Here is a 20,481-nt window from a genome sequence, read left to right as displayed (position 1 = left end):
CCCAGCGCCGAAACTTACCCGGTTAGAACGAAGCCCAGCGAATTTCCCGGTCGAGACAGGTATAGATCCTGGAGGCCCACGTATAACCCGAAGACACACTAGCTGTGGCCCTGAACCTGCGGTCTACTTCCTTCTGGCAATCATCTGGCAAGATACCCCGCAATCGCCGCCGCATATCATCGCGCACGCCCTTGGAGGGAAGATCATCCACGTGGTGATATATCCGCCCCAGCGTGATGCCCGTCTCCAGCACGTTCCCTTCCGAAATCGGCAGAAGCGACGATAGCGTGTTGGCATGTGTGGCGATGCGCTTGGCGCAATCTTCCACGTGATCCCACGACGCCTGGTTCTTACGCTTGGCATAGCTGCCATCGACGATTACTTTGATGCACTTGGTAATTGCTTTCGCTTCTTTCGGCGCAAACAGCTGCTGGGCGCGCTGCTCAACCATTCGAGCAATGACTTTGACCGTGTCCGGCTCCGTGTTGGCCATCTGGCCGACTTCGCCAAATGTGAGCAGAATGTAGTGCCACAAATACGGTGCGTAGTAGCCAAATTCCAGGGCAGCCAGGAGCCGCTCCCGACTTGGCATCGTCCGACTCTCAATCTGAATTTGGGGGTAATGAGCACGAAGCAGGGCAGGATTGGCTACGAGACCGTCAACGATATCATCCCAGAACAGCAGTGCCACGGCAAATTTACCCGCTGCGACACGGGTGTCGGACAGAAGGCGCACTTCCTCCTGTAGCCTCGCATCGGTCTCGGCGGTTGTCGCCACAAAGAGCGCTGACAGACTACCCTTGAATTTTGCGGCGCGGTCGATTTCCTTTTGAACGGTCTTCAAACCCAGCGCGCCTTTGAAGTTCTTGCACTGGATTCCGACTCTTCTTCCGATATCGTCAGACCCATAGACATCGACGCCTGCCTGCGCTTGGCCCGATCGGCCGTTCCTCTGCAGCGTCGTTGTCTTCCAGCGCTGTCCGAGCGAGGCGAGCACGAGGTCCTCAAATTCCTGCCAGGCCTTTGGCGGCGGCAGTCGCATGGTCGTCAAAGTAGGCATGTCGAGTTCTCTTCTGAAAGTATCGGTACCCCAGCTCAATCGTTGCCGTAGTCCGGTTCATATTCGCGCTGGCGCGTTTCTGTCTCGACATGGTCGACGTCTAACCCGACCGCCTCGATGGCATCCCGGCTTTCAAGGTGCAGATTGCAGGAAGGGCAAAGGAATTCTTCCGCGACATAAGAAACATCGACCATTTCTTCATAGGGATCGTCTTCGTTGTCGTCCTCGGAGACCTCCTCATCATATTTGACCCCCGCAAGGAACGAGCGCGATTTGCATGCCGGGCATTCCGCTTCCCAGATGTTATGGGCCTGCAATCTGAAACTGCGCCGCATCGTCCAAACGTCGATGGCGGCTGCCCGCGCATGCGCCTCTTCGCGTTCCTTCTTCGGGCGAGCGGCAAAGGCACTGGCCGCTGTCTCGACCCGAACTTTTGCGGCCTGTTCGATCGCGTGCGTGTACTCGGCGAGAAGCGCCTTCGGTGCTTTTGCCTTATCGGCACCGATCCAGGTCTCGATTGAACCGTCACCGACTTCAAGAATGATTTCCGCCGTATGCCAGTAGCGGCCTTCCCACGAGGCCGCCACTGCACCCGCAAAGGGAGCCTCGCCGGAATGTAGTTCGGCATTCCGTTTCAGGCTCATATTGGTGCAGAATTCTTTCGTCTTCTCGTCAAACCGCTTCGACACATGCGTGAGCCGGTCGAACAAGGTGGTGGCGGTGATGGTCTTTATGTCGGGACTGATACTCAGCCCCGCAGCGGCAAATAGCGAAACCTTGCTCTGGGGATCGGCGACAAGGCACGGGTGGATCTTTGCCAGTGCCGCCTTACCGACCAGTTCAAGCGCCAACGATGCCCAGAGTTGATATTCGCCCATCGACCCGGTTGTCTTTGCCGCTAGCGCGCGGGTGATATAGGCCTGTGATTTTCCCATCAGCGCATCGGGCGAGAGGGCTGTAGTCTCAGCTGGAGCTTTCATAGCCGGCGCTTTCATTGCACGCTCACGCGCAAGAGTTTCCTGTCGTCAGAAGCTTCGGTGGCTCCGAGACCGCGTCCGTGCAGCACATTCCAGTTATCAATGACGAGAACATCCCCCATCCGCCAGTGCACCGGGGTAAAGCCAACCTCGCCGGCGCGATGCGCGATGAGGCTGGCGCTCGCTTCGCTTTCCGCGCCCTGCGGCATCATGCAGCCCGCGTCAAACCGGATGAACATCCGGGACGGACTGCAAATGGTAGAGTAGAACGACCGTCTGCCGTTGCGCACGAGGAAGGGTGCCGCTTCAAGTCGCTGCCGCTCGGATGCGCTGATTTGCAGGTCACGAAACCGGATCATGATCGTGGGGACCGGGGACGTGCCTGGTGAAGCACACGCCAGCACCACGAACCGAGGCGGCTGAAGCCGGTGCGCGCCATCTGTGTGCATCGGGAACGACCCAAGTCCGTGCACCACGCTTAGCGATTTTGCGTTCGCGGAGGCCTGTTTCGTCGGTATCAAAGGCTCGGTCTTTCGTCCTGAGCGACCCGTAACCGGGTTACCGAGTAGTTTTGCGATATTCTCCGGCGCTGAGCGCATATCATGGCCCATCTCGGTCACAGTCGATTTGAACCAGCCGTCCCGCAGCACGCGGTCAGAAAGATTGTTGGTATCCATTAGATGATCGATGGGACCCGGATTAGCCTGCATGTCTCAAGCTTACACAACCTACCATCGTGTCGTCGAGATCGGTTCAATCAGGGGGTATCCAGCTTCGCTGGTCGGCTCTAGGCGCAAGCGCCCCGAGCCCCAGCTTCGCATGCGCTCCGCCCAAGGCCTCGGCCCTTCGGCTAACGATCACACTTGCCCCTTCGCAGGGTGGCGCCCTCGCCGCCTGACACGCTATTTCAATTGATGGGATGCGCATCAGCCGCGCACCTCGCTTCGTTGCCCCGACAAAGGCGGAGCAAACCGTTCAAAGCCTCTATCTCAAGTTCTGCCAGATGAGACTCCCGGCAAACCCGCCGAACATCTGCAGCGCATGACGATCCTGTCTGTCTCGGCGGTGTCAATCGAGACCATCACACGAACAAAACGGCAATCAATTCTGTGGCGGTAGCTGAGGCGGTACGAAATAATCAACCTTCAAAAATGTAGTAAGGTCCTGTAATCATTGGTGGGCCCGGCAGGACTCGAACCTGCAACCAGACCGTTATGAGCGGCCGGCTCTAACCATTGAGCTACAGGCCCCGCCGCGGAGCGGCCGCGGGGCGCGGCCGGCAACGGTGCCGCCATCGTTTACAGGCATGACAGCGATACGGCAATGCCGGGTTGGGGCCCAAGAACAGGCTTTCATCAGGCTCCGTGCTTGCCTACAACCTGTCTCGCGTCATTCGTCACCGAACGCTTGAGGCCAACAATGAAACTCGCTGGGTTCGCCTGTGCCGGCCTGCTCCTGTTCGCCGGCGCCGCCGCGGCGCAGGATGGAGGAAAGACCATTACAAAGACCACGATCAGTTTGGGGACTGCGACGCCGGGCGGCGGTTTTCCGGTCTACGGCAATGCGTTCGCCGAAATCATGAACGCCGCCGATCCGGGGCTCTCGATCGAGCCTCGCAACACCAAGGGCTCCAACGAAAACATCCCGCTGCTGGAATCCGACCAGCTCGACATCGCGCTGGTGGCGGGCGAGCCGTCCTACGAAGCCTTCATGGGCATCGGGCGGGCGCCGACAAAGCTGAAAATTCTCACCGCGATGTATTCCAGCCCCGGCATGTTCGTGGTGCGCGCCGACAGTCCCTACAAGACGATCAGGGATCTCGTCGGCCAGCCGGTTGCGTTCGGCGCCAAGGGCTCCGGCCTGCCGATCCTGTCGCGCTACATGCTCGACGGTATCGGCCTGAAGCAGGACGAGGATTTCAAGTCGATCTATCTCGACCGCGCCGGCGACGGCCCCGCCATGGTACAGGACGGCCGTGCGGCCGCGCTGTGGGGCGCGGGCATCGGCTGGCCGGGTTTTGCCGCGATGGCGCAGGCGCCCGGCGGCGCACGCTTCATCGCACCCGACGCCGGTGAGATCGTGCGCGTCCGCGCCAAGCACACGTTCCTGAAACCCCTGACGGTGCCCGCCAACAGCTATCCGAACCAGCCGGCCGCCATCGATTCCATCGGTTCATGGAGTTTTGTGCTCGCGCGCGAAAGCCTGCCTGACGACGTCGCCTACCGGCTGGCGCACACGCTGCACGGGGCCGAGGCCGCGCTGTGCAAGAAGCTGCCGCAGGCCTGCGAGACGACGGCGGCGAACACGGTTGCAGCCGCGCCAAATGCGGCGCTGATCCATCCCGGCGTGATGAAATATTTCCGCGAGGTGGGGGTGGTGAAATAGGGCGCGCCTGTTTCCACACGTCGTCCCTGCGAACGCAGGGACCCATAACCACTGATGCTTGTTGTTACATCAGCAAGCGGCCCCAGCCTTTTTGCAACACGGTGGGCCGGTGGCTATGGGTCCCCGCTTTCGCGGGGACGACGGAGAGAGTTATTTCTTCGCCATCGCACACGCCGGATCCGGCGGGCCGAACGCTTCATCGCCGGAAATCTTGGCGAGGATCTGATAATAGTCCCATGGATATTTCGATTCCTCGGGCTTCTTGACCTGCACCAGCCACAGGTCATGCACCATCAGATTGTCCTCGCGCAGCTTGCCGTTGCGCGAGAAGAAATCCTCGATCGGCTTTTCGCGCATCTTCGCCGCCACTTTCAGCGGTTCGTCGGTGCCGGTCTCCTTGATGGCGTTGAGATAGCTCATGACCGAGGAATAGACGCCGGCCTGCCACATCGTCGGCATCCTGTTCATCTTGGCGAAGTAGCGTTTTGACCATTCGCGGGTCTTGTCGTCCATGTCCCAGTAGAACGAGGTCGTCAGCAACAGGCCCTGGGCCGCCGGCAATCCCAGCGAATGGATGTCGGTGATCAGCGCCAGCAATGCCGCCATCTGCTGGCCGCCCTTCAACACGCCGAACTCGGCGGCGGTCTTGATCTCGTTCATGTTGTTGGGCGGACCCGCGGCGATGCCGATGATCTTGGCCTTGGAAGCCTGCGCCTGCAGCACGAAGGACGACAGGTCAGGCGTTGCGAGCGGCGGGCGCACCGAGCCCAGCACCTTGCCACCATTGGCGGTGACGACGCTGGAAGCGTCGCGTTCCAGCGAATGGCCGAAGGCATAGTCGTCGGTGATGAAGAACCAGCTATCGCCACCGCGCTTGACCACGGCCTGCGCGGTGCCGACCGCGAGCGAACGGGTGTCGATCACCCACTGCATCGCGTAGGGCGAGCAGAATTTGCCGTGGAAATCCGCGGCGAGCGTCGAATGCGTGATGAACAGTTTCTTCTTCTCGTTGGCGATGTTTTGGACGGCGAGGCCAACCGCCGACACCGGAACGTCGACGATCAGATCGACCTGGTCGACATCGTACCAGCGCCGCGCGATGCCGCCGCCGATATCGGGCTTGAGCTGGTGGTCGCCGACGATGATGCTGATCGGCTTGCCGAGCACCTTGCCGCCGAAATCGTCGATCGCCATCTGCGCGGCGGTGACCGAGCCCTGACCGGTCGGCGTCGATGCCGGACCGTTCATGTCGGTGAGGACGCCGATCTTGACCACATCGTCCGAGACTTGCGCGAGCGCGGCGGTCGACGCCAGCAGCGCGGCCGCGAGAATTCCCAGCCTGGAAAGGTTCCTGGCGAACATCCTGTCTTCTCCTCCCTGGAATCGGCGCGTTGGCCGTTGGTTTTCGCAGGCGGTTTGATCCCGCCAATTGGTCTCATTTGCAACTATTTTGTCCCGGCGTCAACGTGGCCAAATGGAGGGGGCGCCTGCAAGCGGTACCGGGTTCTGTTTATTTCCGGCCCGATTCAGGGCATAGGCGAGCCATGACCTTGCCGCAGCGCCTGCCGACCTCGCTTACGCCGCTTGATAAGACGCTCGACGCCCTGCTGCAGGGCGTGGAACCGGTCGCGCCGGTAGAACTGACGCTTGTCGAGGCGCTGCGTTGCATTGCCGCCGACATGCCGCCGCTCGAGGCTCATCCGCCGCGCGACGTTGCCGCAGTGGACGGCTATGCATTCGGTGCGCGCGATCTGGTCGGCGTGTCGTCGTATTCGCCATTGCCGTTGACGACGTCTCCGGTCTGGGTCGAGGCCGGCGAGGCCATGCCGGATGGTTGCGACTGCGTGCTGGATTCCGATTCCGTCGATTTGTCCGGGCCGCTGCCGCAGGTGCTGGCGGAGGCGATCCCGGGGCAGGGCGTGCGCCGGGCCGGCGGCGATATCGCCGCAGGCAGTCTCGTCGCGGAGGCCGGGCGGCGCGTGCTGCCGCGCGATCTCCTGATGGCGCGCGCGGCCGGAATAGCGCGGTTGAACGTGCGCCGTCCGCGGCTCGGCGTCGTCAATGTCCCCGGCGGCGCGGTGACGGCGGATCTGATTGCGGAGAGTGCGCGGGCTGCGGGCGCCGAAATCGTGTCGTCGACGGCCGCGGGCCGCGATGCCGAATCGATTGCGGCGGCACTTGGTGACGGCGCATACGATTTGCTCCTGACCGTCGGCGGCTCCGGCGTCGGCCGCACTGACACGGCGGTGACGGCATTGGCTGCACGCGGCGAAGTTTTCGCCCATGGCATTGCCCTGCAGCCCGGCCGGACCTCGGCCGTCGGGCGCCTGGGCAAGACGCCCGTCGTGGTGGTGCCGGGCGCGCCCGATCAGGCGCTTGCGGCATGGTGCACGCTGGCGCTTCCTGTACTCGATCGTCTCTCGGGCCGCCGCCCGCGCGAGACGGTCAATTTGCCGCTGGCGCGCAAGATTGCCTCCCACGTCGGCCTCGCCGAGATCGTGTTGCTGGAGCGGAAGCAGGATATGTGGATCCCGCTGGCGGTGGGCGAATTGTCGCTCGACGCGATCGCCCGCGCCGAAGCCTGGCTCGTGGTATTAGGCGGCTCGGAAGGCTTTGCGGCAGGCACCCCGGTCGATGCCTATATGTCGTGGGACTGATATGAATTCAGAAATGACCAATACGCCCGCTCCGAAAGATCGTGACAGCAGCGAGCAGGACCAGTTCCTGACGATTCTGTCGCGCGAGGATGCGCTGGCGCGTTTCGAGGCCGCTCTGTTCCCGCGTGCGGTGGCTGGAGAGCAGCGCCCGCTCGCCGACGCACTCGGCTGCGCGCTTGCCGAGGACGTGGTGGCGCCGATCGACGTGCCGCCATTCGACCGCTCCAATGTCGATGGCTTTGCGGTGCGTTCCGCCGATCTTGCGGCTGCCGGCGAGGCCTCGCCGGTGCGCGTGATGCTGAACGACGAGGTGATCGCCTGCGGCACCGCGCCGACGCGGCCGGTATTGTCGGGCACGGCCACGCCAATCGCGACCGGCGGTCCGGTGCCGCGCGGCGCGGACGCCGTCGTGATGGTCGAGCACACGCAGCCCGCAGGGGCTCGCGCGATCGAAATCCGCCGCGCCGCGTCCCCCGGTCAATTCGTGTCCTATGCCGGTTCCGATATCGCGCGCGGCGAGGCGCTGCTGCGCGCCGGCACCGTCATCGGCTCGCGCGAGATCGGCATGCTGGCGGCCTGCGGCATCGCGCAGGTCTCCGTCGCGCGGCGGCCGCGCGTTGCGATCATTTCCACCGGCGATGAACTGGTCCAACCCGGTCAGCCGCTGCGCCCGGCCGCGATCTACGACACCAACGGCGCGATCGTCACGGCCGCGATCTCGGAGAATGGCGGCGAGGCTCATTTTTTTGGCGCCATCCCGGACGACGAAGCGCAACTCGAAGCCGCCATGCGCAAGGCGCTGGAAGCCAGCGACATGCTGGTGCTGTCGGGCGGCACGTCGAAGGGCGCGGGCGATGTCTCCCACCGCATTATCGGCCGGCTCGGCAAACCCGGCATCATCGCGCACGGCGTGGCGCTGAAGCCGGGCAAGCCGCTGTGCCTTGCGGTGTGCGACGGCAAGCCGGTGATCATCCTGCCGGGATTTCCGACCTCGGCCATGTTCACCTTTCACGACATGATCGTGCCTGTGCTGCGGCGAATGGCGGGCCTGCCGCCGCGCTCGGACGCCAAGGTCAATGCACGCGTGCCGGTGCGGATTGCATCCGAACTCGGCCGCACCGAATTCGTCATGGTGTCGCTGGTCGAAGGGGCGGACGGGTTGATCGCATACCCGACAGGCAAGGGCTCGGGCGCCATCACATCATTCGCGCAGGCCGACGGCTTTCTGAAGGTCGATGCGCTGGCCGACCAGATGTCGGCCGGCAGCGAGGCCGAGGTGACGCTGTTCACGCCGCATGTGCGGGTGCCGGATCTCGTCATCGTCGGCAGCCACTGTACCGGGCTCGATCTCGTCACCGCGCCGCTGGCGCATGCCGGGCTCGTCGTCCGCTCGATCGCGGTCGGCAGTCTCGGCGGGCTTTCGGCCGCCGAGCGCGGCGAATGCGATTTTGCGCCGATCCATTTGTTCGACGAGAAGACCGAGACCTACAACACGCCGTATCTCAGCGATGGGCTCGAACTGGTGCCCGGCTGGCGTCGCATGCAGGGCATCGTGTTCCGCAAGGACGATCGGCGGTTCGAGGGATTGTCGGCGGAAGACGCCGTACGTGCGGCGCTCGCCGATCCCGCCTGTATCATGGTCAACCGCAACCAGGGCGCGGGCACGCGCATCCTGATCGATCGCCTGCTCGGCGGCGCGCGGCCGGACGGCTACTGGAATCAGCCGCGTTCGCACAATGCTGTGGCGGCTGCGGTCGCGCAGCACCGCGCCGACTGGGGCATGACGATTGCGCCGGTCGCGCATGCGTCAAACCTGGGTTTCATTCCCTTTTCCGAAGAGCATTATGATTTTGCACTGGTGAAGGCGCGCAAGCAGCGGCCGGCGGTGCAGGCCTTTCTCGATGCGCTGGCATCGGAAGCGGGCCGCACAGCACTTGAGCAGGCGGGTTTTCGGCCGGCCTGACGCGGGACACTTAAGAAGCCGTCGACAGAAGCGGCTTGGGCAGGGACGGGAATGGCAGGACCGCTATCGATTGCGATCATCGGCGCCGGCATGGGTGGACTCGCGACCGCCGCGGCGCTGCGGCGGGTCGGCATCGACGTCACCGTCTACGAGCAGGCCACGCAATTCGCGCGGTTAGGGGCCGGCATCCAGATCGGCTGCAACGCCATGAAGGTGCTGCGCGGGCTCGGTCTGGAAGCGAGACTGCGCGCGCAATCGTTCTATCCGCGCTCCTGGAACAACCGCGATTGGCGCACTGGCGAGATCAAGTTCGACATGATTTTCGGCGAGAGCGCCGAGCAGAAGTTTGGCGCACCCTATCTCCTGGCGCACCGCGGCGATCTTCATGCGGCGCTCGCCAGCGCCGTTCCGGATGAATGCGTCAGGCTCAATCACAAACTGGTCGGGCTGGAGGAAACCGGCGAGGGCGTTCGGCTCACGTTTGCCAACGCCGCGACCGCAACCGCCGACGCCGTGATCGGCGCCGATGGTGTTCACTCGGTCGTGCGAGATATGCTGTTCGGCGTCTCACCGGTGAACTTCACCGGGCGGATCGCCTACCGCACCACCTATCCTGCCGCGTTGCTCGGCGGCGAAAAGATCGACGATTGCACCAAATGGTGGGGCGAGGACCGTCACATCGTCATCTACTACGTCAAGCCGAACCGCAGCGAGATCTACCTCGTCACCAGCCAGCCGGAACCGGATTTCCGGATCGAGTCGTGGTCGGCGAAGGGCGACGTCAGGGAATTGCGCAAGGCATTTGCTGGCTTCGACCGACAGGTGGAGCAGGTGCTGGCCGCATGCCCCGACGTGCACAAATGGGCGATCGTCGATCGCAATTCGCTGGAGCGATGGACGGATCGCAACGTCACACTGCTCGGCGACGCCTGCCATCCGATGACGCCCTATATGGCGCAGGGCGCTGCGATGGCGATCGAGGACGCGGCGGTGCTGTCGCGCTGCCTTGACGGCGTGGAGCGGGAAGGCGTTACAGATGCATTTCGCCGCTTCGAAGCCACGCGCAAGGAGCGCACCGCGCGCATCCAGCAGACCTCCCGCGCGAACACCTGGCTTAGCGGAAGGACTGATACCGATTGGGTGTATGGCTACGACGCCTGGACCGTGCCGCTTGCGGCGTAACCTTTCCCTCACCCCTGAATGCGCAACAGCTCGCTGATGATCCGTGACTTCATCCAGCCGACGTTGTCCACGATCTCCCTGCGCAGCGCGTCCTGCTCCGCCTCGAACTGCTCTCGAGTCAGGCCCTCTCCGCCTGTCGCTGTAACTCCGAATGCTTCCAGCGCGACTTCATAGCGCCGCTTCCATTCGATCACGCGCTCAGTCATGACTTCCGTAACCGCCGGCACCGTGCCGGGATGGCCTGCCATGTCACAGGCCTCCTTGGTACGCACATCCGCTGCCAGCATGAGTACGTTCCATTCATCGTATCCAATGAGCTTCAACTGGGCATACAGAAACGCCCCGTGTTCGCCGTCCCAGATCGTATTGTCGATGACCAGAAAAGGCACGGCACGGCAATAGCCATGGCGCATCGTCATTTCCCGGTTGAAGGCCTCGGTGCGCTCCTCCAGCCGCTTCTTGGCTGCGGCGAAAAGCGCGATATAGTCGTCTGCCGTTGGCAGGATGTTGCGTGCATCATCCGGGGCAAAGCCAACTTCCCGCAGCAGCGTGCCGATCTTTGGATCGTCCCAGAGTTCCCTTGGGAAGACGCGGGTCACACCATCCGCGTCCGGTGTCGGACGCATGGTCTCCTTCAACCCGGTGAAGCTTTCCGGCTTCCTGCGTCCGAATATTGCCACGGTGCCTCGCGCTAAAGTTCGTCGCGGCAACTCTATCGGCAGGTATGTCCAATTGAATTAATCTGAAGCTGAAATCATGATCGAATTCGTCAATCTTTAGGTAGTCAAGAGGGTTGCTCCCCATCCAGCGCTGCCAGCCGTTCTGCCTCGGCAATGTCGTCCATGGTATTGGCGTTGAAGAATGGGTCGAGCGGTGAGGTCGGCCATGTCACGGTCGCCAGCTTGTAGCGCGCGGTCCAGCGGTCGATCTTTCTGATGTCTTCGACGACAAGCGCGTGGCGGAGTTGGTCTCGCAAGGCAACGCTCCACAATCCGATCACCGGATGCGACTGTCCATCGGAGGCGGCGACCGCAAGCTCGGCCTTCTCCGCTTCGAGCGCGCCATGCAGCCGCGACACCAGATCGCGCGGGAGGAAGGGGCTGTCGCCCGCGGCGCTTAGCACAAGTTTTACATCTGGCCGGTTGGCCGCAGCCCAGTCGAGCGCCGCTAGAATGCCGGCAAGCGGCCCCGGAAAGTCGGCGACGCCATCTGCAATGACAGGCAGGCCGAATGCCGCAAAGCGCGCGGGATCGCCATTGGCGTTGAGGATGAGGCCGTTGCATTGCGGCTTCAGCCGCGCGATCACCCGATCGAGGATGGTGCGGCCGGCGATGGTGCGCATCGGCTTGTCGCCGCCGCCCATTCTGCGCGCGAGGCCACCAGCGAGCAACACGCCGGGAATGTCCAGAGCGCCTCTTGGCGTCGCCCGCGCGTCTCTTGACGTCGCGTCAGTCATCGGCTTCGCCCTTGCGCTTGTGCCGCGCGGATTCGTCTTCGACATAGTCGAGGTTCTGGTCGAACACGATTCGCTCCTGTCCGGACAGCGCAATGAAGCGCTTGCCCCGCGTGCGGCCGACCAGCGTCAGCCCGACCTGCCGCGCCAGTTCGACGCCCCATGCGGTGAAGCCCGAGCGCGAGACGAGAATGGGAATGCCCATCCGCACGGTCTTGATCACCATCTCGGAGGTCAGGCGGCCGGTGGTGTAGAGGATCTTGTCGGCAGGATCGACACCGTGGCGATAGATCCAGCCGGCGATCTTGTCGACCGCATTGTGGCGGCCGACGTCCTCGGTGTAGCACACGGGTGTGCCTTCCTTGCACAGCACGCAGCCATGGATCGCGCCAGCTTCAAGATAGAGAGAGGGCATGGTGTTGATCGCGTGCGTCATCTGGTAGAGCCAGGAGGTGCGCAATTCCGCCTTCGGCAGCGCCACGCTTTCGACCGCTTCGAGCAAGTCGCCGAACGCCGTGCCCTGCGCGCAGCCTGAGGTCTGCGTGCGCTTCTTCAGTTTGGCTTCAAAATTGGTGTGGTGCTCGGTTCGCACCACCACCACCTGAAGGTCGTCGTGATACTCGACCTCGGTGACGACGTCGTCATATTTCAGCATGTTCTGGTTCAGGAGATAGCCGAGCGCTAGATATTCCGGGTAGTCGCCGATCGTCATCATGGTGACGATCTCCTGCGCGTTCAGATACAGCGTCAGCGGGCGCTCCACCGGCACCCTGATCTCGACCGCCGCACCGGTCTGGTCGGTCCCGGCGACGCGCTCGGTCAGCCGCGGATCCTCGGGATTCGGCACGATCAGTGGGGCGGGGGCTTTGTCGATTTTCATCATAAGATACAACGTAGCATGACATTGCCTGTAGGCTGATATAAGCACCGGAGTGAACAAGTCACGGTTTACTCCGTCATGGCCGGGCTTGTCCCGGCCATCCACGCCTTTTCTTGCTGCGATAGCGTCAAGACGTGGATGCCCGGGTCAAGCCCGGGCGTGACGATCCTGCAAGGCAATGCAGGCTCGGAGCGCAAGATGAAAGTGATAGGCCTCGCGGGATGGAGCGGCGCCGGCAAGACCACCTTGCTGACGCGGGTGATCCCGTATTTGCTGAAAGACGGCCTGCGCGTCTCCGTCATCAAGCACGCCCATCATGCCTTCGATGTCGACGTGCCCGGCAAGGATTCCTGGAAGCATCGCGAGGCCGGTGCGGCCGAAGTGCTGGTGTCCTCGACCCAGCGCTGGGCGCTGATGCACGAGCTGCGCGGCGCCGCCGAGCCGCGACTGCCGGAACTGCTGGCGAAGATGTCGCGGGTTGATCTCGTCGTCGTCGAAGGTTTCAAGCGCGAGCCGCTCCGCAAGATCGAGGTTTTTCGCGCCGCTAACGGCAAACCGTTTCTGTTCCCCCACGATCCCGACATCGTCGGCATCGCGACCGACACCCCGGTTGAAACCGCGCTGCCGACTGCCCATCTCGACGAGATCGAGGCGGTGGCGGCGATGATGCTGAAATCGGCGATCTCGCTCGAAGACGTGCTGGCCAAATGCGAAGCTGAGGGCTGATCAGGCACATGGCGCAATTGTCCGACGATTGCTTTGCTTTCGGCGGCCCGATGATGTCGGTCGATGAGGCCGTTGGTCTCATCGCTGCGCGCGTGACGCCGGTTGTGGATGTCGAGACGGTTACGCTGGCCCACGCCGATGGCCGCGTTCTCGCGCACGATATTTTGGCGCCGCTGCCGCTGCCGCCGTTCACCAACTCCGCCGTCGACGGCTACGCGGTTTCGAGCCGCGATCTGCCGCAGACAGAAGCGCAGGCATTCCCCGTCACCGGGCGCGTTCAGGCGGGCGGCTCTTCGAGTTCGCCGGTCATGCCGGGGCAGGCGATGCGCATCTTCACCGGCGCGCCGATGCCCGAGGGCGCCGACACCGTATTCATGCAGGAAGACGTCCGCGTCGAAGGCGACAAGGTCGTGCTTCCCGCGGGCCTCAAGCCCGGGGCCAATGTGCGCCCCGCGGGCGAAGATATTCCTGCAGGCTTTGCGGCGCTGAAGGCCGGCCAGCGGCTGCGGCCGCAGGATGTTGCGCTTGCCGCGGCCTTCGGCCTGATGCAGCTCGATGTCGTCAGGCGCCTTCGCATTGCGGTGTTCTCCACCGGCAACGAACTGGCCTCGCCGGGCGAAGCGCGCGCGGCGGCGCAATTGTTCGATTCCAACCGCTTCATGCTGATGGCGATGTTGTCGCGGCTCGGCTGCGACATTAGCGACCTCGGCATCCTCAGGGACGATCGCGCCGCGCTCGCACGCGCCCTGCAGGAAGTGGCGGGCACGCACGATTTGATCCTCACCACTGGCGGCGTTTCGACCGGCGAGGAAGATCACGTCAAGGCGAGCGTCGAAAGCATCGGCCGCCTGGTGCTGTGGCGAATGGCGATCAAGCCGGGACGCCCCGTCGCGATGGGCGTCATCGGCGGCACGCCGTTCATCGGATTGCCCGGCAATCCGGTGGCGAGTTTTGTCACCTTCGTTCACGTGGTGCGGCCGACCATTCTCGCGCTATCAGGTGCGCGGCCGGAGAAGCTGCTGCCGATGCCGGTTCGCGCCGCCTTCAGCTACAAGAAGAAGATTTCGCGCCGCGAATATGTCCGCGTTACCTTGCGCAAGGCCGCGGATGGGGCCCTCGAAGCCGTGAAGTTTCCGCGCGAAGGCGCGGGACTTCTGTCCTCGCTGGCGGACACCGACGGACTGGTCGAACTCGGCGAGGACGTCACGCAGGTGACGCCCGGCGAGATGATCGGCTTCCTGCCCTATGCGACCCTCATCAACTGATGTCCGTTGACGATGCGGACCCCCTTCACCAAGGTTGGAACATGACGACGACAAAACTCGATCTTGCCGGGCTGAAATGCCCCTTGCCGGCATTGAAGACACGCAAGGCGCTGAAGACGCTGCCGCCCGGTGACAGGCTGGAAGTGCTCTGCACCGATCCGCTGTCGGTGATCGACATCCCGAACCTCATTCGCGAGACCGGCGACAAGGTCGAGATTATCGAGCGCAGCCAGGACCGTATTGTTTTTTTGATAGAAAAAACAAATGGTTCCGTGGAAAACGCAAATGCCTGAACGGCCCCGGGCGGGCGCAACTTGCGCGCGTCAATTAGACGACTTCATTAAATCGCATGATTGCCGGGTGCGACGATCGGTCCTACAAATTCCGGCATGAATTTCCCGACATCGAAGGCGAGCGCAGCGGCTTCTCCTGCCGCGGTCAATGAACCGGCGGCAAAGCTCGGCAAGTCGGCCGGCGGCCCCGAGTTCGGCGCGCTGGCGCAGGCCTCGATCCTGATCGTCGACGACGAGCCCGGAATGCGAAATTTTCTCGTGCGCACGCTGGGGCCGCGCTGCAAGCATGTGGAAGAGGCCGCCGACACCGACGAAGCCTCGCGCAAGCTCGACAAGAGCCGGTTCGACGTCGTCATCCTCGACAATATCATGCCGGGCAAGAATGGCGTCGAGTGGCTGGCGGAGCAGCGGGCCGTCGGCTTCTTTGCAGATGCGATCCTGATTACGGCCTATGCCGATCTCGACACGGCGATTCAGGCGCTGCGCGCCGGCGCGGTCGATTTTGTGCTGAAACCGTTCCGTTCGAACCAGATATTGAACGCCGTGGCGCGCTGTCTCGACCGGGTGCGGCTGCAGCGCGAGAACTACGTGCTTCGTTATGCGCTGCGTGCTTCATCCGACCGCACGTTCCTGCGCGACAATCTGATCGGAGCGTCGCCGGCGACCCGCAATGTGCGAGCAACCATTGCCCGCGTTGCCCGCCTGCCGACATCGATCCTGCTCACCGGCGAATCCGGCACCGGCAAGGAAGTCGCCGCACGCTCGATTCATTCGCTCTCCGACCGCGCCGACAAGCCCTTCGTGCCGGTCAACTGCGCAGCCATTCCGCCCGAGATGATCGAGGCTGAACTGTTCGGCCACATCAAGGGAGCCTTCACCGGCGCAGACAGCGGCCGCGAGGGCCTGTTCCTCTATGCGCATGGCGGCACGCTGTTCCTCGATGAAATCGGCGAACTGCCGCTGCCGATGCAGAGCAAGTTGCTGCGTGTTCTGGAGGACCGCCGCGTCCGTCCTGTCGGCTCCGAACGCGAAGTGCCGGTCGACCTTCGCTTCATCTTTGCGACCAATGCCGATCTGCCGAAGGAAGTGGAACGGGGGCGCTTTCGGGCCGACCTCTACTATCGCCTGAACGTCATGCAGATTCATCTGCCGCTGCTGAAGGACCGCGGCGACGATGTGCAGGAACTCGCCACCATCTTCATGAGCAAGCTCTCGACACAACTCGGTATGCCGCCGGTGTCGATCGACAGCTCGGTCCGCGCCGCATTGGCGAGTTACGACTGGCCCGGCAATGTGCGGGAGCTGCGCAATCTGATCGAACGCACGCTGATCCTCGGCGCGTTCCCTGACGATTTCGCCGGGCCGCGTGCCGATGGGCAGGCCGCCACCGCCGACAGCCTGGCGGACATGGAGCGCCGCCACATTCTTTCGGTGCTGAAGGAGACCGGCGGCAACCGCGAGGAAGCGGCGCGGCGGCTCGGGGTCTCCCGCAAGACCATCGATCGCAAACTTGCGTTATGGAATGGCTGACCAGGCAGGCGGCACGGACGGGCCGGTACGCGGGCGATCCGTCCGCTTCCGGCTGCTCGCCATTGCATTGTTGCCCATGCTGGTCATCCTGCCGCTGCTGCTTGGCGTTGCCGTCTATCGCTGGAACGCGAGGTTCGACGCGACGCTGATCTCGAAGGTGAATGGCGATCTCACCATTGCGCATCAATATCTGGCTCGCATTCTGGAGAAGACCGGCGTTCAGATCCGCGCCCTCAGCCTCTCCGCCCGCTTCCGCGATGTGGAAGAGCACGATCCGCTGTCGGTCGTGAACGACCTGCTCGAAACCTCCCGCAAGGAGATCGGTCTCGACTTTCTCTACCTTATGGACGCGAGCGGAAATATCCTCGCCTCGTCGCCCGCGTTTCCGGGACGGCCAAAGAGCGACTGGCCGATCATCGCTTCGGCGCTGTCGGGGGAAGCTCCGGCAGCCGGCATCGACATCTTCAGCAATGACGAGCTTGCGGCGATTTCCCCCGCTCTTGCCGAACGCGCGCGTCTCGACCTGGTGCCGACGCCGAACGCCGTACCGACCGATCGCAGCACGGAAACACACGGCATGGTCGTGCATGCGGCGAGCCGGGCGGCGACCCCCGGGGGAGCGCCGGCTGCGTTGGTCGGGGGCATTCTGCTCAATCAGAATCTCGAGTTCATCGATACAATCAACGATCTCGTCTATCAGTCGGCCAGCCTGCCGGAGGGCAGCCAGGGAACGGCCACGCTGTTTCTGGACGACGTTCGGATCAGCACCAATGTCCGGCTGTTCGAGGGCCGGCGCGCGCTCGGGACTCGCGTATCGGCGGCCGTGCGTTCTGCGGCGATGGGTGAGGGGCATACCTGGCTGGACAGTGCGTTCGTCGTCAACGACTGGTACATTTCTGCCTACGAGCCGCTGGTCAACACGTATGGCAAGCGCGTGGGCATGCTCTATGTCGGATTTCTGCAGAAACCGTTCAACGACGCGAAGTTTGAGACGCTCCTGATCATTGCGCTCGCGTTCATCGTGATCACGGCAGCAACCGTGCCGATCTTCCTGCGCTGGGCGCAGTCGATATTCATGCCGCTCGAACGCGTCACGACGACGATTGGCGAAGTGGAGAGCGGCAACCTGTCCGCCCGCACCAAACTGCCGGCATCGGGCGATGAGATCGGCCGCGTGGCGTTTCACCTCGATACCCTGCTCGACCAGATTCAGGAACGCGACCGGCAATTGCGCGAGTGGAACGAGGAACTGAACGCGCGGGTGCGCGAGCGCACCAGGGATCTCGAACACGCCAATCTGAAGCTGGAGGCGACCACCAAGCAGCTCATCATGTCGGAGAAGCTCGCCGCGATCGGCGAGATCACCGCCGGCGTGGCCCATGAAATCAACAATCCGATCGCGGTGATGCAGGGCAATCTCGACGTCATCCGCAGCGTGATCGGCCCTGACGTCGAAAAGGCCAAGGTCGAATTCCGGTTAATCGATGAACAGATCCATCGCGTCAGCCAGATCGTCACCAAACTGCTGCAGTTTGCGCGGCCGGAAGAATATGCCGGCTATGTCGAGCGTCACGCGCCCGGCGGCGTCGTGCTGGACTGCCTGCCGCTGGTCAAGCATCTCCTGAACAAGACCGACATCGCTGTGGTCCGGGATGATCGGGCAACCCGTCTGGTCCTGATGAATCGCAATGAACTGCAGCAGGTGCTGATCAACCTGATCGTCAACGCGATCCATGCCATGCCCGACGGCGGCACCCTTGCACTGCGGTCATTCGATGCCGAGCGGGACGGCAATCCGGGTATCGTTATCGAGGTGTCCGACACCGGCATCGGCATGCGTGAAGACATGATGGAGAAAGTGTTCGATCCGTTCTTCACGTCAAAGCGCCGCGAGGGCACCGGCCTCGGCTTGTCCATCAGTCAGACGCTGATCAAGCGCCAGCGTGGTCAAATCACGGTGGAAAGCGAACAAGGCAAGGGCAGCACATTCCGCGTGTGGCTTCCGGAAGCCGACTGATACTTTGGTTCAGCCCGTCGGACATTTTGTCCAATCGCGTCCGGACATTTTGTCCAATGTTGCGGCGCGGTTGTTTGCAAGTCATTGATATCTGGTATCGCGTCATTTGGCACATGGATTGCTCACTTCTTTTTAAGCAAGTGAGGGGGCGATGACCGGCGATGCGGCAGAGCTGAATTGTTGGCTGCGCATGTCATGCCGGCACAATCTCACCTCAATTGGCCGGCAATGCCGCGGGCGCAATCACTGCATCAGAAGTTTGGGTTTCTCGAGTGCGCTTGTCGATCTCGCGCATTCCGGAATGGCGTGGAACAGCAGGATGGGCGCTGTTTCCGCTGCATAACTGACGACATGGGATCGAAGACGGCAAAGAAACACCCGCTTCAGGAGCGGGCTGCAGGGGAAAATAGCAATGACGACAATCAGTAGCGCCGGGAGCGTGCCCGGTGCAGGAGCGGGATTCCTTGACAAGGAGCGGACGATCGCGACCGCTGGCTTCAACCGCTGGCTGGTGCCGCCGGCGGCGCTTTGCATCCATTTGTGCATCGGCATGGCCTATGGCTTCAGCGTGTTCTGGCTGCCGCTGTCGCGCGCGCTCGGGCTGAGCGCGCCGAAGGCATGTCCCGACATGACGCTGGTCCAGGAGCTCTTCACCACCACCTGCGACTGGAAGGTCGCCAGCATGGGCTGGATGTACACGCTGTTCTTCGTGCTGCTCGGCATTGCCGCGGCGGTGTGGGGCGGCTGGCTGGAGCGCGTCGGGCCGCGCAAGGCGGGCTTCGTGTCGGCGCTATGCTGGTGCGGCGGTCTGTTCCTCGGCGCGCTCGGCGTCTACACGCATCAGCTCTGGTTGCTGTGGCTGGGCTCCGGCGTGATCGGTGGCATCGGCCTTGGTCTCGGCTACATCTCGCCGGTGTCGACGCTGGTGAAGTGGTTTCCGGACCGGCGCGGCATGGCGACCGGCATGGCCATCATGGGCTTTGGCGGCGGCGCCATGATCGGCGCGCCGCTGGCGAACCTCCTGATGAACTATTTCAAGTCGCCGACTTCGGTAGGCGTCTGGGAGACCTTCGTCGCAATGGGCGTGATCTACTTCGTGTTCATGATGATTGGCGCGTTCCGCTATCGCATTCCGCCGGCCGGCTGGCGGCCCGAGGGCTGGACGCCTCCGGAAAAAGCCAACGCGATGATCTCGCAGAACAACGTTCATCTCAATGACGCGCACAAGACGCCGCAGTTCTGGCTGATCTGGTGGGTGCTCTGCCTCAACGTGTCGGCGGGCATCGGCGTGATCGGCATGGCTTCGCCGATGCTGCAGGAAATCTTCGCCGGCAAGCTGATCGGATTGCCCGACGTCGGCTTCAACCAGCTTGACGCGACGCAGAAGGCAACGATCGCCGGCATCGCGGCCGGTTTCGCCGGCCTGCTTTCGCTGTTCAACATCGGCGGCCGCTTCTTCTGGGCGTCGCTGTCGGACAAGATCGGCCGCAAGAACACCTATTATACGTTCTTCATCCTCGGCATCGCGCTCTACGCGCTGGCGCCGACCTTCGCCGCAATGGGCTCGAAGCTTCTGTTCGTGCTCGGCTTCGGCATCATCCTGTCGATGTATGGCGGCGGCTTCGCCACCGTGCCGGCCTATCTCGCCGACATGTTCGGCACGCAATTCGTGGGCGCCATCCATGGCCGTCTGCTGACGGCGTGGTCGACCGCGGGCATCATCGGCCCGGTCGTGGTGAACTACATCCGCGAGTTCCAGCTTGCCGCCGGCGTGCCGCGCGACCAGCTCTACAACACCACGATGTACATCCTGTGTGCCATGCTGATCGCGGGCCTGATCTGCAACTACCTGATCAAGCCGGTCAATTCGAAATGGCACATGAGCGATGCCGAGGTCGCCAAACTGCAGGCGGCGACGGCGAGCGCGGGCGCATCGGGACCATCGGGCTCGTACGGCATCGGATTTGGCGGACTTGACGTCAAGGCCGCGCTGTTCTGGGCCTTCGTCGGCATCCCGCTGGCCTGGGGTGTCTGGAAGACGCTGGAAAGCGCCGTCAAGATCCTCTGACGCCGAGGACGCCGCGGGACGGCCA

The 20,481-nt window shown here is 63.1% G+C and carries 17 protein-coding genes and 1 tRNA gene; 10 read left to right on the top strand and 8 right to left on the bottom strand.

What is annotated here, in order from left to right; genetic code table 11:
- Positions 1-22 precede the first annotated feature (22 nt).
- From V1283_RS27815 to V1283_RS27800, 4 genes are all read right to left on the bottom strand, one after another.
- Positions 23-1,060, bottom strand: a complete 1,038-nt coding sequence (locus tag V1283_RS27815; RefSeq protein WP_334389772.1) for a restriction endonuclease — start codon at positions 1,058-1,060, stop codon at positions 23-25.
- Between the two features lie 35 nt (positions 1,061-1,095).
- A complete protein-coding gene (locus tag V1283_RS27810) occupies positions 1,096-1,938 on the bottom strand; it encodes a hypothetical protein (protein WP_334389771.1) in 843 nt (280 codons plus the stop codon).
- A 113-nt stretch (positions 1,939-2,051) separates the two neighbouring features.
- A complete protein-coding gene (locus V1283_RS27805; RefSeq protein ID WP_334389770.1) occupies positions 2,052-2,714 on the bottom strand; it encodes a hypothetical protein in 663 nt (220 codons plus the stop codon).
- A 497-nt stretch (positions 2,715-3,211) separates the two neighbouring features.
- A tRNA-Ile gene (locus tag V1283_RS27800) sits at positions 3,212-3,287 on the bottom strand.
- A gap of 169 nt (positions 3,288-3,456) precedes the next feature.
- Here V1283_RS27800 and V1283_RS27795 point away from each other — a divergent pair.
- Entirely contained in the window at positions 3,457-4,422 is a 966-nt protein-coding gene (locus V1283_RS27795; protein WP_334389769.1) for a TAXI family TRAP transporter solute-binding subunit, read from the top strand.
- Between the two features lie 150 nt (positions 4,423-4,572).
- Here V1283_RS27795 and V1283_RS27790 read toward each other — a convergent pair whose 3' ends face one another.
- A complete protein-coding gene (locus V1283_RS27790) occupies positions 4,573-5,784 on the bottom strand; it encodes an ABC transporter substrate-binding protein (RefSeq protein ID WP_334389767.1) in 1,212 nt (403 codons plus the stop codon).
- A gap of 188 nt (positions 5,785-5,972) precedes the next feature.
- Here V1283_RS27790 and V1283_RS27785 point away from each other — a divergent pair, with 188 nt between their 5' ends.
- The 3 genes from V1283_RS27785 to V1283_RS27775 are packed head-to-tail and all read left to right on the top strand — an operon-like array spanning position 5,973 to position 10,224.
- Positions 5,973-7,079 carry a molybdopterin-binding protein gene (locus V1283_RS27785; protein ID WP_334393196.1) on the top strand — a complete coding sequence of 369 codons (1,107 nt, stop codon included), beginning with the start codon at positions 5,973-5,975 and terminating at the stop codon, positions 7,077-7,079.
- Between the two features lie 13 nt (positions 7,080-7,092).
- A complete protein-coding gene (locus V1283_RS27780) occupies positions 7,093-9,042 on the top strand; it encodes a molybdopterin biosynthesis protein (RefSeq protein ID WP_334389766.1) in 1,950 nt (649 codons plus the stop codon).
- Between the two features lie 51 nt (positions 9,043-9,093).
- Positions 9,094-10,224 (top strand): FAD-dependent monooxygenase, encoded by a 1,131-nt coding sequence (locus V1283_RS27775; RefSeq protein ID WP_334389764.1) that lies wholly within the window; start codon positions 9,094-9,096, stop codon positions 10,222-10,224.
- A gap of 8 nt (positions 10,225-10,232) precedes the next feature.
- Here the strand turns inward: V1283_RS27775 and V1283_RS27770 are convergent, their stop codons facing one another.
- The 3 genes from V1283_RS27770 to V1283_RS27760 form a co-directional block, all read right to left on the bottom strand.
- Positions 10,233-10,850: a hypothetical protein gene (locus V1283_RS27770; RefSeq protein ID WP_334389762.1), complete on the bottom strand. Its 618-nt coding sequence runs from the start codon at positions 10,848-10,850 to the stop codon at positions 10,233-10,235.
- A gap of 158 nt (positions 10,851-11,008) precedes the next feature.
- Complete coding sequence (mobA, locus tag V1283_RS27765; RefSeq protein ID WP_334389761.1) at positions 11,009-11,680, bottom strand: molybdenum cofactor guanylyltransferase MobA; 672 nt, start codon at positions 11,678-11,680, stop codon at positions 11,009-11,011.
- On the bottom strand, positions 11,673-12,560 hold the full coding sequence (locus V1283_RS27760) for a formate dehydrogenase accessory sulfurtransferase FdhD (RefSeq protein ID WP_334389760.1): 888 nt from the start codon (positions 12,558-12,560) through the stop codon (positions 11,673-11,675). Before V1283_RS27760 ends, mobA begins: the two co-directional genes overlap by 8 nt.
- Before the next feature lie 195 nt (positions 12,561-12,755).
- Here V1283_RS27760 and mobB point away from each other — a divergent pair, with 195 nt between their 5' ends.
- The 6 genes from mobB to V1283_RS27730 all read left to right on the top strand — a co-directional run bounded on the left by mobB (position 12,756) and on the right by V1283_RS27730 (position 20,456).
- Positions 12,756-13,283: a molybdopterin-guanine dinucleotide biosynthesis protein B gene (gene mobB / locus V1283_RS27755; RefSeq protein WP_334393195.1), complete on the top strand. Its 528-nt coding sequence runs from the start codon at positions 12,756-12,758 to the stop codon at positions 13,281-13,283.
- Between the two features lie 8 nt (positions 13,284-13,291).
- The gene (locus tag V1283_RS27750; RefSeq protein WP_334389759.1) at positions 13,292-14,548 is read left to right on the top strand and encodes a molybdopterin molybdotransferase MoeA; all 1,257 of its coding nucleotides are present in this window, start codon (positions 13,292-13,294) and stop codon (positions 14,546-14,548) included.
- A 41-nt stretch (positions 14,549-14,589) separates the two neighbouring features.
- On the top strand, positions 14,590-14,841 hold the full coding sequence (locus V1283_RS27745) for a sulfurtransferase TusA family protein (protein ID WP_334389758.1): 252 nt from the start codon (positions 14,590-14,592) through the stop codon (positions 14,839-14,841).
- Between the two features lie 96 nt (positions 14,842-14,937).
- Positions 14,938-16,371: a sigma-54-dependent transcriptional regulator gene (locus V1283_RS27740; protein WP_334389757.1), complete on the top strand. Its 1,434-nt coding sequence runs from the start codon at positions 14,938-14,940 to the stop codon at positions 16,369-16,371.
- Entirely contained in the window at positions 16,364-18,388 is a 2,025-nt protein-coding gene (locus tag V1283_RS27735) for a sensor histidine kinase (protein ID WP_334389756.1), read from the top strand. Before V1283_RS27740 ends, V1283_RS27735 begins: the two co-directional genes overlap by 8 nt.
- Before the next feature lie 412 nt (positions 18,389-18,800).
- Positions 18,801-20,456: an OFA family MFS transporter gene (locus V1283_RS27730; RefSeq protein WP_334389754.1), complete on the top strand. Its 1,656-nt coding sequence runs from the start codon at positions 18,801-18,803 to the stop codon at positions 20,454-20,456.
- Positions 20,457-20,481: the final 25 nt, after the last annotated feature.

Source organism: Bradyrhizobium sp. AZCC 2262, from assembly GCF_036924535.1.
Lineage (GTDB): Bacteria > Pseudomonadota > Alphaproteobacteria > Rhizobiales > Xanthobacteraceae > Bradyrhizobium.
The sequence above is the reverse complement of the archived record's forward strand: the minus strand, read 5'-3'. Positions and strand labels throughout refer to the sequence as shown.

Coding starts and splice junctions, on each gene's coding strand:
- V1283_RS27780 (WP_334389766.1), top strand. CDS start 7,093: ATGACCAATACGCCCGCTCCGAAAGATCGTGACAGCAGCGAGCAGGAC.
- mobB (WP_334393195.1), top strand. CDS start 12,756: ATGAAAGTGATAGGCCTCGCGGGATGGAGCGGCGCCGGCAAGACCACC.
- V1283_RS27790 (WP_334389767.1), bottom strand. CDS start 5,784: ATGTTCGCCAGGAACCTTTCCAGGCTGGGAATTCTCGCGGCCGCGCTG.
- V1283_RS27750 (WP_334389759.1), top strand. CDS start 13,292: ATGGCGCAATTGTCCGACGATTGCTTTGCTTTCGGCGGCCCGATGATG.
- V1283_RS27740 (WP_334389757.1), top strand. CDS start 14,938: ATGAATTTCCCGACATCGAAGGCGAGCGCAGCGGCTTCTCCTGCCGCG.
- V1283_RS27815 (WP_334389772.1), bottom strand. CDS start 1,060: ATGCCTACTTTGACGACCATGCGACTGCCGCCGCCAAAGGCCTGGCAG.
- V1283_RS27760 (WP_334389760.1), bottom strand. CDS start 12,560: ATGATGAAAATCGACAAAGCCCCCGCCCCACTGATCGTGCCGAATCCC.
- V1283_RS27730 (WP_334389754.1), top strand. CDS start 18,801: ATGACGACAATCAGTAGCGCCGGGAGCGTGCCCGGTGCAGGAGCGGGA.
- V1283_RS27735 (WP_334389756.1), top strand. CDS start 16,364: ATGGCTGACCAGGCAGGCGGCACGGACGGGCCGGTACGCGGGCGATCC.
- V1283_RS27775 (WP_334389764.1), top strand. CDS start 9,094: ATGGCAGGACCGCTATCGATTGCGATCATCGGCGCCGGCATGGGTGGA.
- V1283_RS27770 (WP_334389762.1), bottom strand. CDS start 10,850: ATGCGTCCGACACCGGACGCGGATGGTGTGACCCGCGTCTTCCCAAGG.
- V1283_RS27810 (WP_334389771.1), bottom strand. CDS start 1,938: ATGGGCGAATATCAACTCTGGGCATCGTTGGCGCTTGAACTGGTCGGT.
- V1283_RS27805 (WP_334389770.1), bottom strand. CDS start 2,714: ATGGATACCAACAATCTTTCTGACCGCGTGCTGCGGGACGGCTGGTTC.
- mobA (WP_334389761.1), bottom strand. CDS start 11,680: ATGACTGACGCGACGTCAAGAGACGCGCGGGCGACGCCAAGAGGCGCT.
- V1283_RS27795 (WP_334389769.1), top strand. CDS start 3,457: ATGAAACTCGCTGGGTTCGCCTGTGCCGGCCTGCTCCTGTTCGCCGGC.
- V1283_RS27745 (WP_334389758.1), top strand. CDS start 14,590: ATGACGACGACAAAACTCGATCTTGCCGGGCTGAAATGCCCCTTGCCG.